The 15,458-nt window shown below is 71.7% G+C and carries 15 protein-coding genes; 5 read left to right on the top strand and 10 right to left on the bottom strand.

What is annotated here, in order from left to right:
* Positions 1-114: 114 nt before the first annotated feature.
* The 9 genes from AWZ10_RS01525 to AWZ10_RS01565 all read right to left on the bottom strand — a co-directional run bounded on the left by AWZ10_RS01525 (position 115) and on the right by AWZ10_RS01565 (position 10,599).
* Entirely contained in the window at positions 115-1,461 is a 1,347-nt protein-coding gene (locus AWZ10_RS01525) for an NtaA/DmoA family FMN-dependent monooxygenase (protein ID WP_060890252.1), read from the bottom strand.
* 21 nt (positions 1,462-1,482) lie between these two features.
* Positions 1,483-2,754 (bottom strand): LLM class flavin-dependent oxidoreductase, encoded by a 1,272-nt coding sequence (locus AWZ10_RS01530; protein ID WP_060890253.1) that lies wholly within the window; start codon positions 2,752-2,754, stop codon positions 1,483-1,485.
* A 14-nt stretch (positions 2,755-2,768) separates the two neighbouring features.
* The gene (locus AWZ10_RS01535; protein ID WP_060890254.1) at positions 2,769-3,572 is read right to left on the bottom strand and encodes a GNAT family N-acetyltransferase; all 804 of its coding nucleotides are present in this window, start codon (positions 3,570-3,572) and stop codon (positions 2,769-2,771) included.
* Positions 3,573-3,630: 58 nt separating this feature from the next.
* On the bottom strand, positions 3,631-4,659 hold the full coding sequence (locus AWZ10_RS01540; RefSeq protein ID WP_046708134.1) for an ABC transporter substrate-binding protein: 1,029 nt from the start codon (positions 4,657-4,659) through the stop codon (positions 3,631-3,633).
* A gap of 66 nt (positions 4,660-4,725) precedes the next feature.
* Positions 4,726-5,511, bottom strand: coding sequence for an amino acid ABC transporter ATP-binding protein (locus tag AWZ10_RS01545; RefSeq protein WP_046708133.1), 786 nt, complete (start codon positions 5,509-5,511; stop codon positions 4,726-4,728).
* The gene (locus AWZ10_RS01550; RefSeq protein WP_046708132.1) at positions 5,508-6,491 is read right to left on the bottom strand and encodes an amino acid ABC transporter permease; all 984 of its coding nucleotides are present in this window, start codon (positions 6,489-6,491) and stop codon (positions 5,508-5,510) included. The genes AWZ10_RS01545 and AWZ10_RS01550 overlap by 4 nt, the downstream gene beginning before the upstream one ends.
* Positions 6,492-6,941: 450 nt before the next feature.
* Positions 6,942-7,856: a glutathione S-transferase C-terminal domain-containing protein gene (locus AWZ10_RS01555; protein WP_060890255.1), complete on the bottom strand. Its 915-nt coding sequence runs from the start codon at positions 7,854-7,856 to the stop codon at positions 6,942-6,944.
* 402 nt (positions 7,857-8,258) lie between these two features.
* The gene (locus tag AWZ10_RS01560; protein ID WP_046708130.1) at positions 8,259-8,729 is read right to left on the bottom strand and encodes a potassium channel family protein; all 471 of its coding nucleotides are present in this window, start codon (positions 8,727-8,729) and stop codon (positions 8,259-8,261) included.
* Position 8,730: 1 nt separating this feature from the next.
* Complete coding sequence (locus tag AWZ10_RS01565; RefSeq protein WP_046708129.1) at positions 8,731-10,599, bottom strand: glycoside hydrolase family 15 protein; 1,869 nt, start codon at positions 10,597-10,599, stop codon at positions 8,731-8,733.
* Positions 10,600-11,359: 760 nt separating this feature from the next.
* Between AWZ10_RS01565 and AWZ10_RS01570 the strand changes: the two genes are divergently transcribed.
* Positions 11,360-11,629 carry a hypothetical protein gene (locus AWZ10_RS01570; protein ID WP_046707097.1) on the top strand — a complete coding sequence of 90 codons (270 nt, stop codon included), beginning with the start codon at positions 11,360-11,362 and terminating at the stop codon, positions 11,627-11,629.
* Between the two features lie 54 nt (positions 11,630-11,683).
* Complete coding sequence (locus AWZ10_RS01575; RefSeq protein WP_046707096.1) at positions 11,684-12,595, top strand: SDR family oxidoreductase; 912 nt, start codon at positions 11,684-11,686, stop codon at positions 12,593-12,595.
* A 94-nt stretch (positions 12,596-12,689) separates the two neighbouring features.
* On the opposite strand, the gene AWZ10_RS01580 is transcribed toward AWZ10_RS01575, so the two are convergent.
* A complete protein-coding gene (locus AWZ10_RS01580; protein WP_078935542.1) occupies positions 12,690-13,676 on the bottom strand; it encodes a formylglycine-generating enzyme family protein in 987 nt (328 codons plus the stop codon).
* 160 nt (positions 13,677-13,836) lie between these two features.
* On the opposite strand from AWZ10_RS01580, the gene AWZ10_RS01585 reads away from it, so the two are divergent.
* The 3 genes from AWZ10_RS01585 to AWZ10_RS47140 all read left to right on the top strand — a co-directional run.
* Positions 13,837-15,003, top strand: a complete 1,167-nt coding sequence (locus AWZ10_RS01585) for an NAD(P)/FAD-dependent oxidoreductase (protein ID WP_060890256.1) — start codon at positions 13,837-13,839, stop codon at positions 15,001-15,003.
* Positions 15,000-15,299, top strand: coding sequence for a (2Fe-2S)-binding protein (locus AWZ10_RS01590; RefSeq protein WP_060890257.1), 300 nt, complete (start codon positions 15,000-15,002; stop codon positions 15,297-15,299). The genes AWZ10_RS01585 and AWZ10_RS01590 overlap by 4 nt, the downstream gene beginning before the upstream one ends.
* A partial coding sequence (locus AWZ10_RS47140; protein ID WP_159058194.1) for an FAD-dependent oxidoreductase occupies positions 15,289-15,458 on the top strand: 170 nt, incomplete at its 3' end. The genes AWZ10_RS01590 and AWZ10_RS47140, both read left to right, overlap by 11 nt.

Genomic DNA, 15,458 nt, shown 5'->3' on the forward strand with positions numbered 1-15,458 from the left:
CGATCTCCGGGCGGGGACGGTCGCGCGCCCGGTTCTCGGTGGCCTGGGAGTGCCGGGCGCCGCGCAGCGGCAGGCCTGCCCGCGGCTACGTGCCGCGACGGACGACCGCTGCGGCTAGGACAGTGCTTCCAGCCCCAGGTGGTCGCGGAGGGTCGTGCCCTCGTAGTCCGTGCGGAAGACACCCCGTTCCTGGAGCAGCGGTACGACCTTGTCGGCGAAGGGATCGAGGCCGGTGGGGGTGATGTGGGGGACGAGGATGAAGCCGTCGGCGGCGTCGGCCTGGACGTAGTCGTCGATCGTGCGGGCGACCGTCTCGGGCGAGCCGATGAAGTTCTGCCGGTTGCCGGTCTCGATGACCAGGTCGCGGATGGACCAGTTGTTGGCGGCGGCGCGCTCCCGCCATTCGCGGGCGGTGGCCAGCGGGTCGCGGTACATACGGACCTGGGCGCGGCCCTTGGAGATGTGGGTGTCGCTGATGTCCGGGTCGATGTCGGGGAGCGGGCCGTCCGGGTCGTAGGAGGACAGGTCCCGGTTCCAGACGAACTCCAGGTGCTTGAGGGCGGTGGCGCCACTGACCTGCTGTCGGCGGACCTCGTGGGCGAGTTCCTCCGCCTCCTGGTCGGTGTCGCCGAGAATGAAGCTCGCGGCGGGCAGGATGAGCAACTGGTCGTGGTGGCGGCCGTACTTGGCGAGACGGCTCTTGACGTCGGTGTAGAAGGCGCGGCCCGCGTCCAGGCTCGCGTACCGGCTGAAGATGGCGTCGGCGCCGGCGGCGGCGAACTCGCGGCCCTCGTCGGAGTCGCCCGCCTGGAAGACGACCGGGCGGCCCTGCGGTGAGCGCGGGACGTTGAACCGGCCCTCGATGTCGAAATGCTGTCCGCTGTGGACGAAGGCTCCCGCCTTGGCGTCCCGCAGGAAGACGCCCGTCTCCCGGTCGGCGACGATCTCGTCCCCGACCCAGGAGTCGAAGAGTTCGTTCGCCGTGGCCAGGAACTCCTTGGCGCGGGAGTAGCGCTCCTCCTGCGGCAGAAAGCCGCCCCGGCGGAAGTTCTCTCCGGTGAAGGCGTCCCAGGAGGTGACGACGTTCCATGCGGCGCGTCCGCCGGAGAGGTGGTCGAGGCTCGCGAACTGTCGGGCCACCTCGTACGGCTCGTTGAAGGTGGAGTTGATGGTGCCGGTCAGTCCGAGACGGTCGGTGACGGCGGCGAGCGCGGCGAGGACGGTGAAGGTGTCGGGGCGGCCGACGACATCCAGGTCGTAGATGCTGCCGCCCTGTTCGCGCAGCCGCAGGCCCTCCGCGAGGAACAGGAAGTCGAACTTGGCGCGCTCGGCGGTCCGCGCGAAGTGCGTGAAGGAGCTGAACTCGATGTGGCTGCCGGCCTCCGGGTCGCTCCATACGGTGGTGTTGTTGACGCCGGGGAAGTGGGCGGCCAGGTGGATCTGCTTCAGGGGCTTGCTCATGGTGGTCGGTCTCCCTACGGCTCAGCGGGTCGCGGTCGCTGCGGTGTCGGCGTAGCGGTTGGTGGGGCGGGGCAGCCCCAGCAGGCCGCGCAGGGTTTCGGCCTCGTAGGCGCGGCGGAAGGCGTCGCGGCGCTGGAGTTCGGGCACGAGACCTCGGGTGATCGCCGGGAGGTCGTGGCCCAGGACCGCGGGCCGCAGCCGGAAGCCCGTCAGGCCCGTCTTCGTCAACTCCTGCAACAGGTCAGCGAGTTGCGCCGGCGTACCGGTGAAGGTCCGGGCGTCACTCGTGTACGGCTCGCCCGCGAGCGTGTCGAGGCGCTCCCGTCGGACCGCCGCCTCGGCCGGGTCGTCGTCGAGGAAGACCAGCAGGTCGCCGAAGACGTGCAGCCGCTCGTCGGCACGTCCGGCGGCGCGCTGCTCCGCACGGATCTCGGCGACGATCGCGCGTGCCTGGTCGGTGTCGTGCGGCGTGACGTAGCCGATGTCGGCCTGGCGGGCGACCAGCCGGTACGGGACGGTGTCGTGGGCCAGGGCGCTCACGACGGGCTGGCCCTGCGGCGGGCGGGGGGTGATGGAGGGGCCCTTGACGCTGAAGTGGCGGCCCTCGAAGTCGATGTAGTGCAGTTTGTCGCGGTCAACGAACCGGCCGGTGGCGACGTCCCGGATCTCCGCGTCGTCCTGCCAGCTGTCCCAGAGGCGGCGCACGACCTCGACGTGGTCGGCGGCCTCGTCGAACAGTTCGGTCACCAACTCCTGTGTGTCCGGGCTGTCGTAGGCCTCGATGCGCGGGATCGTACGGCGGCCGAAGTGGGCGGCCTCGTTCGGCCGGGCGGTGATCTGCACCCGCAGGCCGGCCCGACCGGAGCTGACGTGGTCGAGCGTGGCGATCGCCTTGGAGATGTGGAAGGGCTCGGTGTGGGTGGCCACGACGGTCGGCACGATTCCTATGTGCCGGGTGAGGGGGGCGATCCGGGCCGCCACGAGGACGGCGTCCAGTCGGCCGCGGACCTGGTCGGTGCGTTCGTCCGGGTCCAGGAAGTGCGAGGACTGCGGGCCGAGGCCGTCCTCGATGGTCACGAAGTCGAGCAGTCCGCGCTCGGCCTCGGCGACGAGGTCGGCCCAGTATCCGGCGGTGAACACCTCGCGGGGGCGGGCCACCGGCTCGCGCCAGGAGGCGGGGTGCCATCCGGTGCCGTCGAGCGCGACGGCGAGGTGCAGCGCGGACGCGGGAGAGGAGGCGGAAGCAGGGGGGACAGACGGCGTGGAGGAGGGGAAAGAGGCAGCTGGGGACACGGGTGTGCGCCTTCCTAGGAAGTTCGTACAGCCCTCTCGCGGGGCGTTTCCGGGCTTCGGACCGCCAGGATCGTGGAGCGGCGGCGCAGGGTGAAGCCGATGGACTCGTAGAGCCGGATCGCGGTGGTGTTGTCCGCGGCGGCGTGCAGGAAAGGTGTCTCGCCGCGTTCGCGGATGCCCGCGGCGACCGCGCGGACGAGCCGGGTGGCGAGGCCCCGGCCGCGGTGGTCCGGGTCGGTGCAGACCGCGCTGATCTCGGTCCAGCCGGGCGGCTGAATCCGCTCGCCGGCCATGGCGATCAGCCGCCCCCGGTCCCGGATGCCGAGATAGGTGCCCAGTTCGACGGTCCGCTTCAGAAAGGGGCCCGGTCCGGTGCGGGCGACCAGGTCCAGGATCTCGGGGACGTCGTCGAGTCCGAGCCGTACCGCTTCGGGCGCGGGTTCGGCCCGTAGCGCGGTGTCCACCAACTGGACGCCCTGTCCGCCGCCGACCACCTCCCAGCCGTCCGGCACCTCATGGACCGGCTTGATCCGGACGACGGTCCCCGCGCCGACAAGCGTGTGCAGATCGGCCCAGGCGGCCGGGTCCCGGGGGTCGGCGAGGGCGGCGAAGGCGTAGGTGTCGGCCGGATAGCGGGCCGCGGCACCGACGCGTTCGGCGAAGCGGGCGTGCGGGCCGTCGAGGGAGGCCCAGACGGCGTTGTCGAGGACGGGTAGGTCGAGGGCGGCGGCGGGTGCGGCCACGTCGAGTGCGACGGGGAGTGTGGCAGCGGGTGCGGACGGCGCTCCGCCTCCGTGGAAGTCGGTCTGATGGGCCACGGAGGCGGAGTCCCTTCCTCATTCGACGGGCTTGCTCTGCAGGTGATATGACGTCACGTCAGGAGTTGGTGAGAGGCAGACCGGGCGGGTTGACCTCGGACTTCTCCACGGACTCGTTGGGGAGGTTCCAGGCCTTCAGCCATGCGCCGTACTGGCCGTTGTCGATCAGGTGGTTGATGGCCTCGGCGAGAGGCTCGGCGAGACCGCTGCCCTTCTTCGCGGTCGCGGCGATCAGGCCCTGGAGGGTCTCGCCGGCCCCGGAGAACTGACCCGCGATACGGGTCGCCTGGGGTGTGCCGGCGGTCTTGGCCGCGTGGTAGGCGAGGTTGGGGCTGGGACCGAAGTAGGCGTCGATCTTGCCGCTGCTCAGCGCCAGGTAGATGCTGTTGCTCTCCTGGAAGTACTTGACGGTGAGGGGCTTCTTGCCCTCCTTCGCCAGCTTCGCCTTCCACTCCAGAAGGATCTTCTCCTGGTTGGTGCCGTTGCCGACGGAGACCGTCCGGCCGGCGAGGTTCTCGTAGTCGCCGTCGAAGTTCCAGTCGCTGTCCTTCTTCGTCTCGAAGGCCAGGTCGTCCTTGCGGTACGAGGCGAACTCGTACTTCTGCTTGCGCTCCTCGGTGTCGGTGATGTTGGAGAAGCCGACGTCGACCCTGCCACTGTCGATACCGATGAACAGGTTCTCCCAGGTCGACTGGCGCACCTCGGGTTCGAGACCGAGGACGGCGGCCACGAGTCTGCCGAGGTCGGGCTCGGAGCCGGTGAGCGTCTTCTGGTCGCTGCCGATGAACCCGAGTGGCGGACTGCCGGACGGCAGCGTGCCCGATCCGATCACCAGCTTGCCGCTCTTCTTGATGGCGTCGGGCAGTTCGGCGCTGATCGACTTCACCTCGGAGACCTTGATCTCGGTCTCCTTGGCGGCGCCGTTGGCGAGCCGCCCGACGGTGACCGTGCCGGCGGCCTCGGTCTTCGTCGCGGCCTCGGTGTCGCCCCCGCAGGCGGCGAGCCCGGTGGCGAGGGAGGCGGCGGCGGTCGCCGCGGTGATGCCGCGCAGCAGGCTGCGCCGGGAGAACCGGGTGTGCGTGGGCATGACTGTCCTTGTCGTTCGAGAGGATGTTGAGGGCGGTGTGTGGGAGGGGAAGCCGGAAGGACTCGGTCAGAGGACCTTGCTGAGGAAGTCCTTGGTCCGTTCGTGCCGCGGCCTGTCCAGGACCTCCGAGGGCGGGCCCTGTTCGACGATCCGGCCGCCGTCGATGAAGACGACCCGGTCGGCGATCTCCCGGGCGAATCCGATCTCGTGGGTGACGATCACCAGCGTGGTGCCGCCTCGCGCCAGGTCCTTGATGACGGCCAGGACCTCACCGACGAGTTCGGGGTCGAGGGCGGAGGTCGGCTCGTCGAAGAGGATGACGCCGGGGCGCAGGGCCAGGGCGCGGGCGATCGCCACGCGCTGCTGCTGTCCGCCGGACAACTGCCGTGGATAGGCCGCCGCCTTGTCGGCCAGGCCGACCCGGTCCAGGAGTTCGCGGGCGAGTTCGTCGGCCTGATTCTTGCCGAGCCTTCCGGTCGCCACCGGGGCCGCGGCCACGTTCTCCAGCACGGTCAGGTGCGGGAAGAGGTTGAAGTTCTGGAAGACGAAGCCGATCCGGCCGCGCTGGGTGAGGATCGCCCGCTCGCTCAGCTCCTTCAGCCGGTCGCCGTGCCGGCGTACGCCGATCAGTTCGCCGTTGACGCTGACGTGGCCGATCTCGGGCTTCTCCAGGTGGTTGATGACCCTGAGCAGCGTGGACTTGCCGGAGCCGGACGGGCCGAGGATCACGGTGACCTCGCCGGGCCGGACGGTCAGGTCGACGCCGTTCAGGACCCGGTGGGTGCCGTACCACTTGTGCACATCGTGCACCTCGACGGTGGCGGCCGTACTGGTGGGCGTCCCAGCGGTCATACGGCGGCCTCCTTGCGGATGCGGTCACGGAGGCCGGTGACACCGGCCCGCAGTTTCTGCAACGGCGTCGGCGGCAGGGTGCGGGTGGCGCCCCGGGCGTAGTACCGCTCGACGTAGAACTGGATGATCGAGACGACGCTGGTGAGGATCAGGTACCAGACGGTGGAGACCAGCAGCAGCGGCACGATGTCACCGGGGTAGGTGGAGCCCATGGCCTGCGCGGTGCCGAAGAGGTCGAGCAGCGAGACGTAGAAGACCAGCGAAGTGCTCTTGATCAGGCCGATCAGCTGGTTGACGTAGTTCGGGGTGATCGAGCGCAGAGCCTGCGGGAAGACGATCCTGCGGAACTGGTAGCCCTTCGGCAGACCGAGCGCGGAGGCCGCCTCGTGCTGGCCCTGGTCGACGGAGAGGATGCCGCCGCGGACGACCTCGGCCGCGTACGCCGCCTCGTTGAGGCTGAGGCCGATCACGGCGACGGCCATGTCGGTGGCGAGGCGTGACTCGTCGAAGGTGAAGAACGCCGGGCCGAAGGGGACGCCCAGGCTGAGCGTCTGGTACAGGGCCGAGAAGTTGTAGAGGAACAGCAGGACGACGATCAGCGGGATCGAGCGCAGGGCCCAGATGTAGACCCAGCTGACCGAGCGCAGAACCGGGCTCTTCGAGAGCCGGGCGAGCGCGAGGAGGACGCCACCTAGGAGGCCCAACACCGCGCTGTAGGCGGCGACTTCGAGGGTGATGAGCAGTCCGTCGAGGATCGTCGGCCGCAGGAACCAGTAGGCGAAGCGGTCCCACTGGTAGAAGGGGTTGGAGATCAGTCCGTGGACGAACTGGGCCGCGAGGACCAGCACGACCGCGGTGGCGATCCAGCGGCCGGGGCGCCGCAGCGGAAGCACCCGCTGGGCGGCGAGCTGCTTCGACGGGGTCCCGGCGGGCGACGGCACCTCGGTCAAGGACACGGCGGCGCCTGGGGGTTCACTCATCAAGGGCTCCGGAGGAGTGTCGAAACCCCAGGCGACGCAGGTGACTTCGGCCGTACGGCGGACGGGACCGCTCGTCGGTCGTACGGCGGACGGGGAACCGCTCGCCGTACGGAGGCACGGAAGACACACGGATGCGCACGACACCGGGGCTGGCGGAGAGAGGGCGGACCGCTGGTGCGGTGCCTCAGGGGTTCGGGGGAACCGTCAGCCTCGACGGGAGCGCGGCGCCGGGTCGGGCCGGGACCGCGCTAGCGTGCGCTACACAGTGCGCTGTTGACCCGGAGCAGATCGACGGCGCGGTCGGCGCAGAGCGGCACGCAACCGTGGCGGCGCCATGCGGCCAGCCTCGGGGTTGCGTACATGTCCGTCACCATCGTTCCTCCGGCCCGGTGGGCCTCGTGCTCTTCGGGTGGCCGTAAGTAACTCAGGCCCGGCGGGCCGCTGTCAACGTCAGTCCAGCACATGGGACGCCTGTCCGCCTGTCGATACGCCCTGGTCCGGGACGTGGGAGGCCCAGTCCAGGATCTGCACGGCCGCACCGGCCGCCTCCAGGCCCTGACAGTGCGCGTGGTGGCGGCGGGCGATGCCGTCGAGGTCGAGGTGGGGGCCGAAGGCGGGGTGTGCGGCCAGGCGGCGCGCGTACGCCCACAGGTGCGGATGGTCGGCGACGCGGTGCACGGCGGAGGCGTCCAGGTGCCAGCGGTGCACGGTGTCGAGCCGCACCAGGGCGACCCACAACTCGACGTCGGCGACGGTGAGTCGGTCGCCGAGGATGTACTCCTGTCCGGCGAGCCGGGCGTCCAGCGAGCGCAGGGTGCGCAGCAGGGAACCGAGCGCGTCACGGCGTTCCAGGTCGTCGGCGTCGGCACGGCCGGCGCGCTGGGCGGTGCCGTCCATGCCCTGCCCACAGAGGCGCGCGACACCCTCGATCTCGGCCTCCACGCCCTCCGGGTACAGCTCGGTGCGGCTGCCGCCGAAGCGCCGGGCGAGGTCGCGCATGATGTCGGGGGCATGGGTGCTGACGATGCGTCCGGACCAGTCGTCACTGAGGACCGGCGCCACGGCCGCTCCGGGGTAGCGGTGCGCGCTCGCCTCGTACAGCGGGCGCAGCTCGGAGTGCTCGCCGTTCGGGCCGTCGGGCACGGCGGGCAGGAGGGTCACGGGGCAGGCTTCCGCCAGCCCGAGGAGGCTGTGGACGACGGCGATGCGCAGGGCGCCCGGACAGGACAGCGAGAGATGGAGCCGGTAGCGGCGCGGCACGGCGTAGTGGCCGCTGCGGGCGTCGCAGCCGATCCGTCCCCGGAAGGCGGGCAGGGGCCGCGGCGACGGCACGGCGTTCAGGGCGTGGACGGGCATGGCGGACATGTGTCTCCCCGGGGGTTCTGGTGCACGGTTGCGCGGTTGCGCGATGACGTGAGGGCGTGGTGACGCGAGTACACGCACGCACGCGCGCTGTGGCGTGCCACGCCGGCGGCTCGCTCAGGTCAGCTCAGGGGGCTTCTCGCGCTGCAGACCCGCAGCAGGTCGATGTGGCGACGGGAGGTCAGGAAGAGGGACTGCCGGCATGCGCGCGGCACACGAGTGACCACCGGCTCCAGGCGCCCCATCATTCCCTACCTGTTCACTAGGAAATACCCCACCTGGAGTGTCGAGCCGTCCACGCCGCACGTCAAGAGGGTGTCCGGGTATTGGAAGGGACGTCCGAGGGATGGACATCGGAAGTCCGCCGGCCGGGCCGGTGTCCTCCAGATGGCGGGGAACCGGTGGTCAGTCGCCGTGCCCCTTGGCGCCGAGCATCCGCTCCAGCCGGTCGAACCGCTCGTGCAGGGCGTGCGCGGTCTCTTCGCACAACTCATGCGCTCCGTGGGTGAGTCGGTGACGCTTCTGCTCCCGGCCCACGAACCAGGTGGCGAGGGCGGCGGTGACCATGCCGTACGTGGTGATGCCGACGACCATGACGACCGCTCCGACGACACGGCCCCAGAACGTCACCGGGTAGAAGTCGCCGTAGCCGACGGTCGTGGCCGTCTCGATCGACCACCACAGGGCCTCGGGGTACGAGGTCAGGTTGGCGCGCGGCGCGTCGTGTTCTGCGGCGATCACGGCCCAGGAGCCGAGGAGCATCACCACGACCAGCACGGCGGTGGCGCCGCCCGCCGCCTTCAGATGGAGGGGGCCGCCCCGGCCTTCCCTGCCGAGCAGCAGTTCAACGGCCTTGGAGAAGAATCCGGGCAGCATCTCACCCCTCCTTCGCCCCAGGCAGCGTCCCGGGCGGCGCCTTCGGGTCTTCGCGGCGGGCGTGCAGGGCGTGCCGGTCGAGCTCGTAGGCGACCCGGATCAGCGGGACGTGGGTGAACGCCTGTGGAAAGTTACCCAGTTGGCGGCGGGCCCGGGGGTCGTACTCCTCGGCGAGCAGTCCGACGTCGTTGCGCAGCTCCAGCAGCCGTTCGTACAGGGCGCGGGCCTCGTCCGCGCGGCCGATCAGCCGCAGGGCGTCCGCGAGCCAGAAGGAGCACGCGAGGAAGGCGCCCTCGCCGCCGCTGAGGCCGTCCGGCGAGTCGGCGGTGCCCGCCGAGTAGCGGGCCACCAGCCCGTCGGTGAGCAGTTCGCGCTGCACGGCCTCGATGGTGCCGATCACCCGGGGGTCGTCCGGCGGCAGGAACCCGGTCTGCGGGATCTGCAACAGCGCGGCGTCGAGTTCGCGGGAGCCGTACGACTGGGTGAAGGTGCCCCGTTCCGGGTCGAAGGCCCTCTCGCAGACCTCGCGGTGGATACGGTCGCGGATCGCGCGCCACTTCTCCACCGGACCGGGCCGGGAGTGCGCCTCGGCCATCCGGACCGCCCGGTCGAAGGCGACCCAGCACATCACCTTGGAGTGTGTGTAGTGGCGGGGGGCCCCGCGCATCTCCCACAGCCCCTGGTCGGGCTCGGTCCAGGCCTGTTCCAGGTGTTCCAGGAAGACCGCCTGCAGGGAGACCAGGTGCTGGCGCGGTCGCAGTCCGCAGCCGATGGCCAGATGGATGGCGTCCATCACCTCGCCGGGCACGTCGAGCTGCCGCTGCCCGGCGGCCGCGTTGCCGATCCGCACCGGACGCGACCCCTCGTAGCCCGGTAGCCAGTCGGCCTCCCACTCGGTGAGCCGCCGCTCCCCCGCGATGCCGTACATGATCTGCACGTCCTCGGGCCGCCCCGCCACCGCCCGCTCCAGCCAGCCCCGCCAGGCGTCCGCCTCGGCCTTGAAGCCGCTGCGCAGCAAAGCCTCCAGCGTCATGCCCGCGTCCCGCAGCCAGCAGAAGCGGTAGTCCCAGTTCCGCACGCCGCCGATCTCCTCCGGAAGGGATGTGGTCGGGGCGGCGACGATGCCTCCGGTCGGCTGGTACGTCAGGGCCTTGAGGGTGATCAGGGAGCGGGCGACGGCGTCGCGGTACGGCCCGTCGTACGTGAGTCTGCGCAGCCAGCGACGCCAGTACGCCTCCGTGGTGCGCAGCGCCTCGAACGCGTCCACCTCTTGCGGCGCGGGCAGATGGGAGGGGTGCCAGGTCAGCACGAACGGGATCCGTTCGCCGGCCGTGACGGGGAAGACGGCGGTGTGGACGGTGCCGTGGGCGACCGGCCGGACGGGGGTGCGCAGCCACACCGACTCGGGCCCCGCGATCCCCGTCAGATGCCCGTTGCGGCGGCGCATCCAGGGCAGGACCCGGCCGTAGTCGAAGCGGAGCCGCAGGTCCATCCGCATGTCGACGGTGCCGGAGAGCCCTTCGACGATGCGTACGACGCTGGGGGCGCCGGTCTTCCGGCACGGCATGAAGTCGGTGACCAGGACCTGACCGCCCGCCGTCTCCCACTCCGTCTCCAGGATCAGCGTGTCGTCCCGGTAGCGGCGGCGGGCGTACGGGCCGTTCTCGTCGGCAGGGGCGATCCGCCAGCGGCCGTTGTCCTCGTCGCCGAGGAGGGCGGCGAAGCAGGCGGGCGAGTCGAACCGGGGGAGGCAGAGCCAGTCGACGCTGCCGTCCTTGCCGACGAGGGCCGCGGAGAGAAGGTCGCCGATGAGGGCGTAGTCCTCGATGCGGCCGGGTCCGGTGCGGGGGTCGGGGGCGGGTCCTGGCATGGGGTCAGTGTCAGCGGGTTCTCGGGTCCAGGCATGTGGGGTGGGGCGTTCGAGTTGGCGGGGTGGGGCTTCGGTGCGTTGTCGCGTACCGGTCGTACCCGGCTGGTCGCACGGTTCCCCTACCCCCGACGAGGCGCTGCCGGGGCGCCTCGCTGTCAAGGCGACCGGCCCACCTCTTGCGGGAGGATCGTCGCCCTCGCCGTCACCGATCGCGCCGGTCACGGGCATCAGCAGGGTGAGGGCCGCGACCCCGACCACCGGGACCGGCATCCGCAGCAACTGCTCGCCGCCGTACGCGGCGGAGCTGACGCGGTCCGACACGCGGACCGAGACGCGGTCCGGCTCCTCCCGGCCGATCCGCTCGGTGACCAGGTGTCCGGCATCCGGCGCTTGAGCCGGTAGCCGTACCGCTCGGGCGGATCGAGGTCTCGCGGCAGGGTCGGGTGGTGGGCGGCGGAGTCCGTCGAACGCCCATCACACCCGTGCGCGGGAGGACTGCCAGAGGCAACTGCAGGTACTCGGCCGAGAGGGTGACCGGGTGTTCGGTGAGGGCTCGGGCCGCGGCTCTTCATCTTCCGGACGGTCGCGGGCCACGTCACGGCAAGGACGGCTCTCCGGCGCGGTCCGAAGCTGCTCACGGCGCACGGTCATCCGGGAACGGACGACGGCCTTGTTCGCGGTCCCGAGTACGAGTCCCGAGTTCCGAGTCCCGACGGCTCAACTGCCACACCGGTGCACGTCTCATGGAAAGGGCCGGCCCTTGAACGCCTCGGAGATTCCCCCGACCGAGCGGATCCGCATCCTCGCGGACATCCTCGCCGACAGGCTCACGGTGGGGCAGGCCGCTCACCGCAGCGGCCTCCCGACACGCGTCGTCCAGCAGTGGCTGCGGGAGATCCCGGTGGCGGCGCCGACGGACCGGGCGACCCGGGCGGCCGACGACGACACCGCGCCTCCGCGAGCGGATCGGCGCCCGCTGCCCCGGTGCCGGGTCGTCGTCGACGAGATGGTGCAGGGGCTCGGGCTCTGACCGGCCGGGCCGAAGACCTCTGCTCCCGCGACGACGACCGCTACGCTCCCCGCCATGACACTGCGGAGCACTCGCCCCCTGGACATCGGTTCGTCCCATGTCATCGTCACCGGCGGGTCGAGCGGCATCGGCCTGGCCACCGCCCGGCTCCTGGCGGCACGCGGCGCGAAGCTCTCACTCATCGCGCGGGGCGCGGCACGACTGGACACGGCGGCGAAGCAGGTGTCGGCCGCCGCGACGGACGCACCGGCCGCCTCACGGCGGACGCCGACTGCCGCACAGGGGACGCCGACTGCAGCGCAGCGGACGTCGGTTGCCGCGCGGGCCGCCGACGTGGCCGATCAGGCGGCCCTCAACCGAGCCATCGCCGAGCTGGAGGCCGAACAGGCACAACCCTGCGACATCCTGATCACCTCGGCCGGACTCGCCCGACCGGGACACTTCCTCGACCTGCCCGACGACGTCTTCCGGCAGATGATCGAGGTCGACTACTTCGGCACGCTCCACGCCCTACGGGCCGTCGCCCCCGGCATGGTGGAGCGCGGGCACGGCAGCGTGGTCGCCGTCTCGTCCGCCGCCGGGCTGCTCGGCATCTTCGGCTACAGCGCGTACGGGCCGGCCAAGTTCGCGGTACGCGGCCTGATGGAGTCGGTACGGGCCGAACTGACCCCGCGTGGAGTGCACGTGGGGGTCGTGTTCCCGCCGGACGTGGACACGCCGCAGCTCGCCGAGGAGAACCGGTGGAAGCCGCGGGAGACCCGCGTGGTCGGCGGCACGATCAAGCCCCTCACTGCGGAGAAGGTCGCGGCGGCGATCGTGCAGGGCATCGATCGGCGCCGCTTCACGATCTGCCCGGACACGGGCACCCGGGCGCTGGCCCGCTTCGGCAGCGTGCTGATGCCGCTGCTCAACCGCGAGTTCGACCGCCGGGTCAGGGCGGTCCAGCGGTCGACGACGGGCACGTGACCACGACGGCCGCGGCCGGCCTCGCCCCCCGGCCGACACCGATGCCGATGCCGATGCCTGCCAGGGCCTGAACATGCCACTCGGCGGCGGCGGTTCAGGCCGCCGCCGCGACCCGGAAGCCGATGTTCCCGGTGGCGCTGTCGGGCGTGTTGGAGGAGCGGGCCGCCACCCGGTAACGGTTGCAGTAGGAGGCGTGGCACAGGTGGGAGCCGCCGCGCATCACCCGGGCCGTGCCGTCCGGGGGGCCTGTCGGGTCGGTACGCGGGCCGGAGCGGTGGAAGTCCGGGCAGAACCGGTCGGCGCACCACTCCCACACGTTGCCGACGGTGTTGTACAGGCCGAAGCCGTTGGGCTCGAAGGCGTCGGCCGGGGCCGTCGAACGGTGGCCGTCGGCGGCGGTGTTGTCGGTGGGAAAGGTGCCGCGCCAGATGTTGCAGGCGTGCCGCCCGTCGGGGTCCAGTTCGTCGCCCCACGGGTAGCGCTTCCGCTCCAGGCCACCGCGGGCCGCGTACTCCCACTCGGCCTCGGTGGGCAGCCGGGTGCCCGACCAGGCGCAGTAGGCCTGCGCGTCGTTCCACGAGACGTGCACCACCGGATGGTCGGGGAGCCCGTCGACGGAGGAGGAGGGCCCCTCCGGCTGCCGCCAGGTGGCGCCCCGGACGCCGCGCCACCACGGGGTGCCGGGGACATGTGGGGAGGCGGCGCGCAGGTCGGCGGTGAGGAACCCCTCGAACACGAAGGAGAAGCCGAAGTGTTCGGACTCGGTCACGTGTCCGGTCGCGTCCACGAACCTCGCGAACCGTTCGTTGGTGACGGTCGTCGCGGCGATACGGTACGGACTCAGCCCGACCTCACGGATCGGGCCCTCACCGTCCGCCGGGTAACCGACCTCGTCCTCGGTGCCCATCAGGAACGCTCCGCCCGGCAGCGACAGAAGCCGCTCGCCACCCTGCGTCCGCTCCGCCGGAGCCCCGCCCGACGGACCATCGACCGGGCCACGCGACGGCACATCGACCAGCCCGCCGACCGGCAGGGCCACCGGCTCGCGGCCAGGAGCGCAGCAAGGCCTGTCGAGTGACATCGCGCTGTCCTCAGGAAGGAAGTAAAGGAAGCAAGGGAAGAGGAGGAAGAAAGGACGGGGACATGGGGATGGGGATGCGGCCTGCACAGTAGCCCGTGACTCACCCCGGACGCCCGGCCGGGGTATTTCGCGACACAGAACCATGTGACATAGTACTGATGTGACCGAGCCACTGACCTGCGACGTCGTGATTGTGGGAGCGGGAATGGTGGGCGCGGCCTGCGCGCTGTACGCGGCCCGAGCGGGTCTGGGCGTCGCCGTGGTGGACCGCGGCCCGGTCGCCGGGGGCACGACCGGCGCCGGTGAGGGCAACCTCCTGGTCTCCGACAAGGAACCCGGCCCGGAGCTCGAACTCGCCCTGCTGTCCGGCCGCCTGTGGGCGGAGCTGGCCGCAGAGCCGGGCCTGGGAACGGCGTTCGAGTACGAGGCGAAAGGTGGGCTCGTCGTCGCGTCCGCGCCGGAGGGGCTCGCCGCGCTGGAACGGTTCGCGGCAGGGCAACGCGCCGCCGGGGTCGAGGCGGTGACCGTTCCCGCACACCGACTCCCGGATCTCGAACCGCACTTGGCGCCCGACCGCGCGGGCGGCGTGTACTACCCGCAGGACGCCCAGGTCATGCCCACCCTGGCCGCCGCCCATCTCGTACGGGCCTCCGGCGCCCGGCTGCTCACCGGCCGGACCGTGACCGAGGTGCTGCGCGCACCGGACGGTGCCGTACGCGGCGTACGGACCGACCGGGGCGATGTCCACGCTCCGGCGGTGGTGAACGCCGCCGGGACCTGGGGCGGTGAACTGGCCGCGCTCGCCGGAGTCACCCTCCCCGTCCTCCCCCGGCGTGGCTTCGTCCTCGTCACCGAACCGCTGCCGCCGATGGTGCGGCACAAGGTGTACGCCGCCGACTACGTGGCCGACGTGGCCAGCGACTCGGAGGCGCTCCAGACCTCCCCGGTCGTCGAGGGCACGGCCGCCGGGCCCGTGCTGATCGGCGCGAGCCGCGAACGGGTCGGCTTCGACCGGTCGTTCTCGATGCCGGTCGTACGGGCGCTGGCGGCCGGTGCGACCCTGCTGTTCCCGTTCCTGGAGGGAGTCCGCGCGATGCGGACGTACGCCGGCTTCCGGCCGTACATGCCGGACCATCTGCCCGCGATCGGGCCCGACCCCCGTGTCCCCGGCCTGTTCCACGCCTGCGGCCACGAGGGCGCCGGGATCGGGCTCGCCACCGGCACCGGGCAGTCGATCGCCCGGGTACTCGGCGGCGGGACGCCCGATCTGGACCTCACGCCGTTCCGCCCGGACCGGTTCGACGAGCACGAGGGGGACGCGGCATGAACCCACTGGAGCTGGCACGGGCAGTGCCGGGACCCGCCTTCACCGTCACCCTCGACGGCCGCGACATGGAGGCCCTGCCCGGCCAGACGGTCGCGGCCGCGCTCTGGGCCGCCGGGGTCACGTCCTGGCGCACCACCCGGGGCGAGGGCCGGCCACGCGGGATCTTCTGCGGCATCGGTGTGTGCTTCGACTGCCTGGTCACCGTCAACGGCCGCCCCAATCAGCGGGCTTGTCTGGTTCCGCTCCGGCCGGGGGATGCCATCAGCACTCAGGAGGGGACGGGCCATGAGCACTGAACCCGGGCCGCCCCGTCTGGCGGTCGTCGGCGCCGGCCCCGCAGGCCTCGCCGCCGCCCTCGCGGCGGCCGGACAGGGCGTACGGGTCACGCTGGTCGACTCGGCGGAGGCACCCGGCGGCCAGTTCTACCGGCATCCCGCGGCCGGGCTCGGCGCACG

The organism is Streptomyces europaeiscabiei (genome assembly GCF_001550375.1).
Lineage (GTDB): Bacteria > Actinomycetota > Actinomycetes > Streptomycetales > Streptomycetaceae > Streptomyces > Streptomyces europaeiscabiei.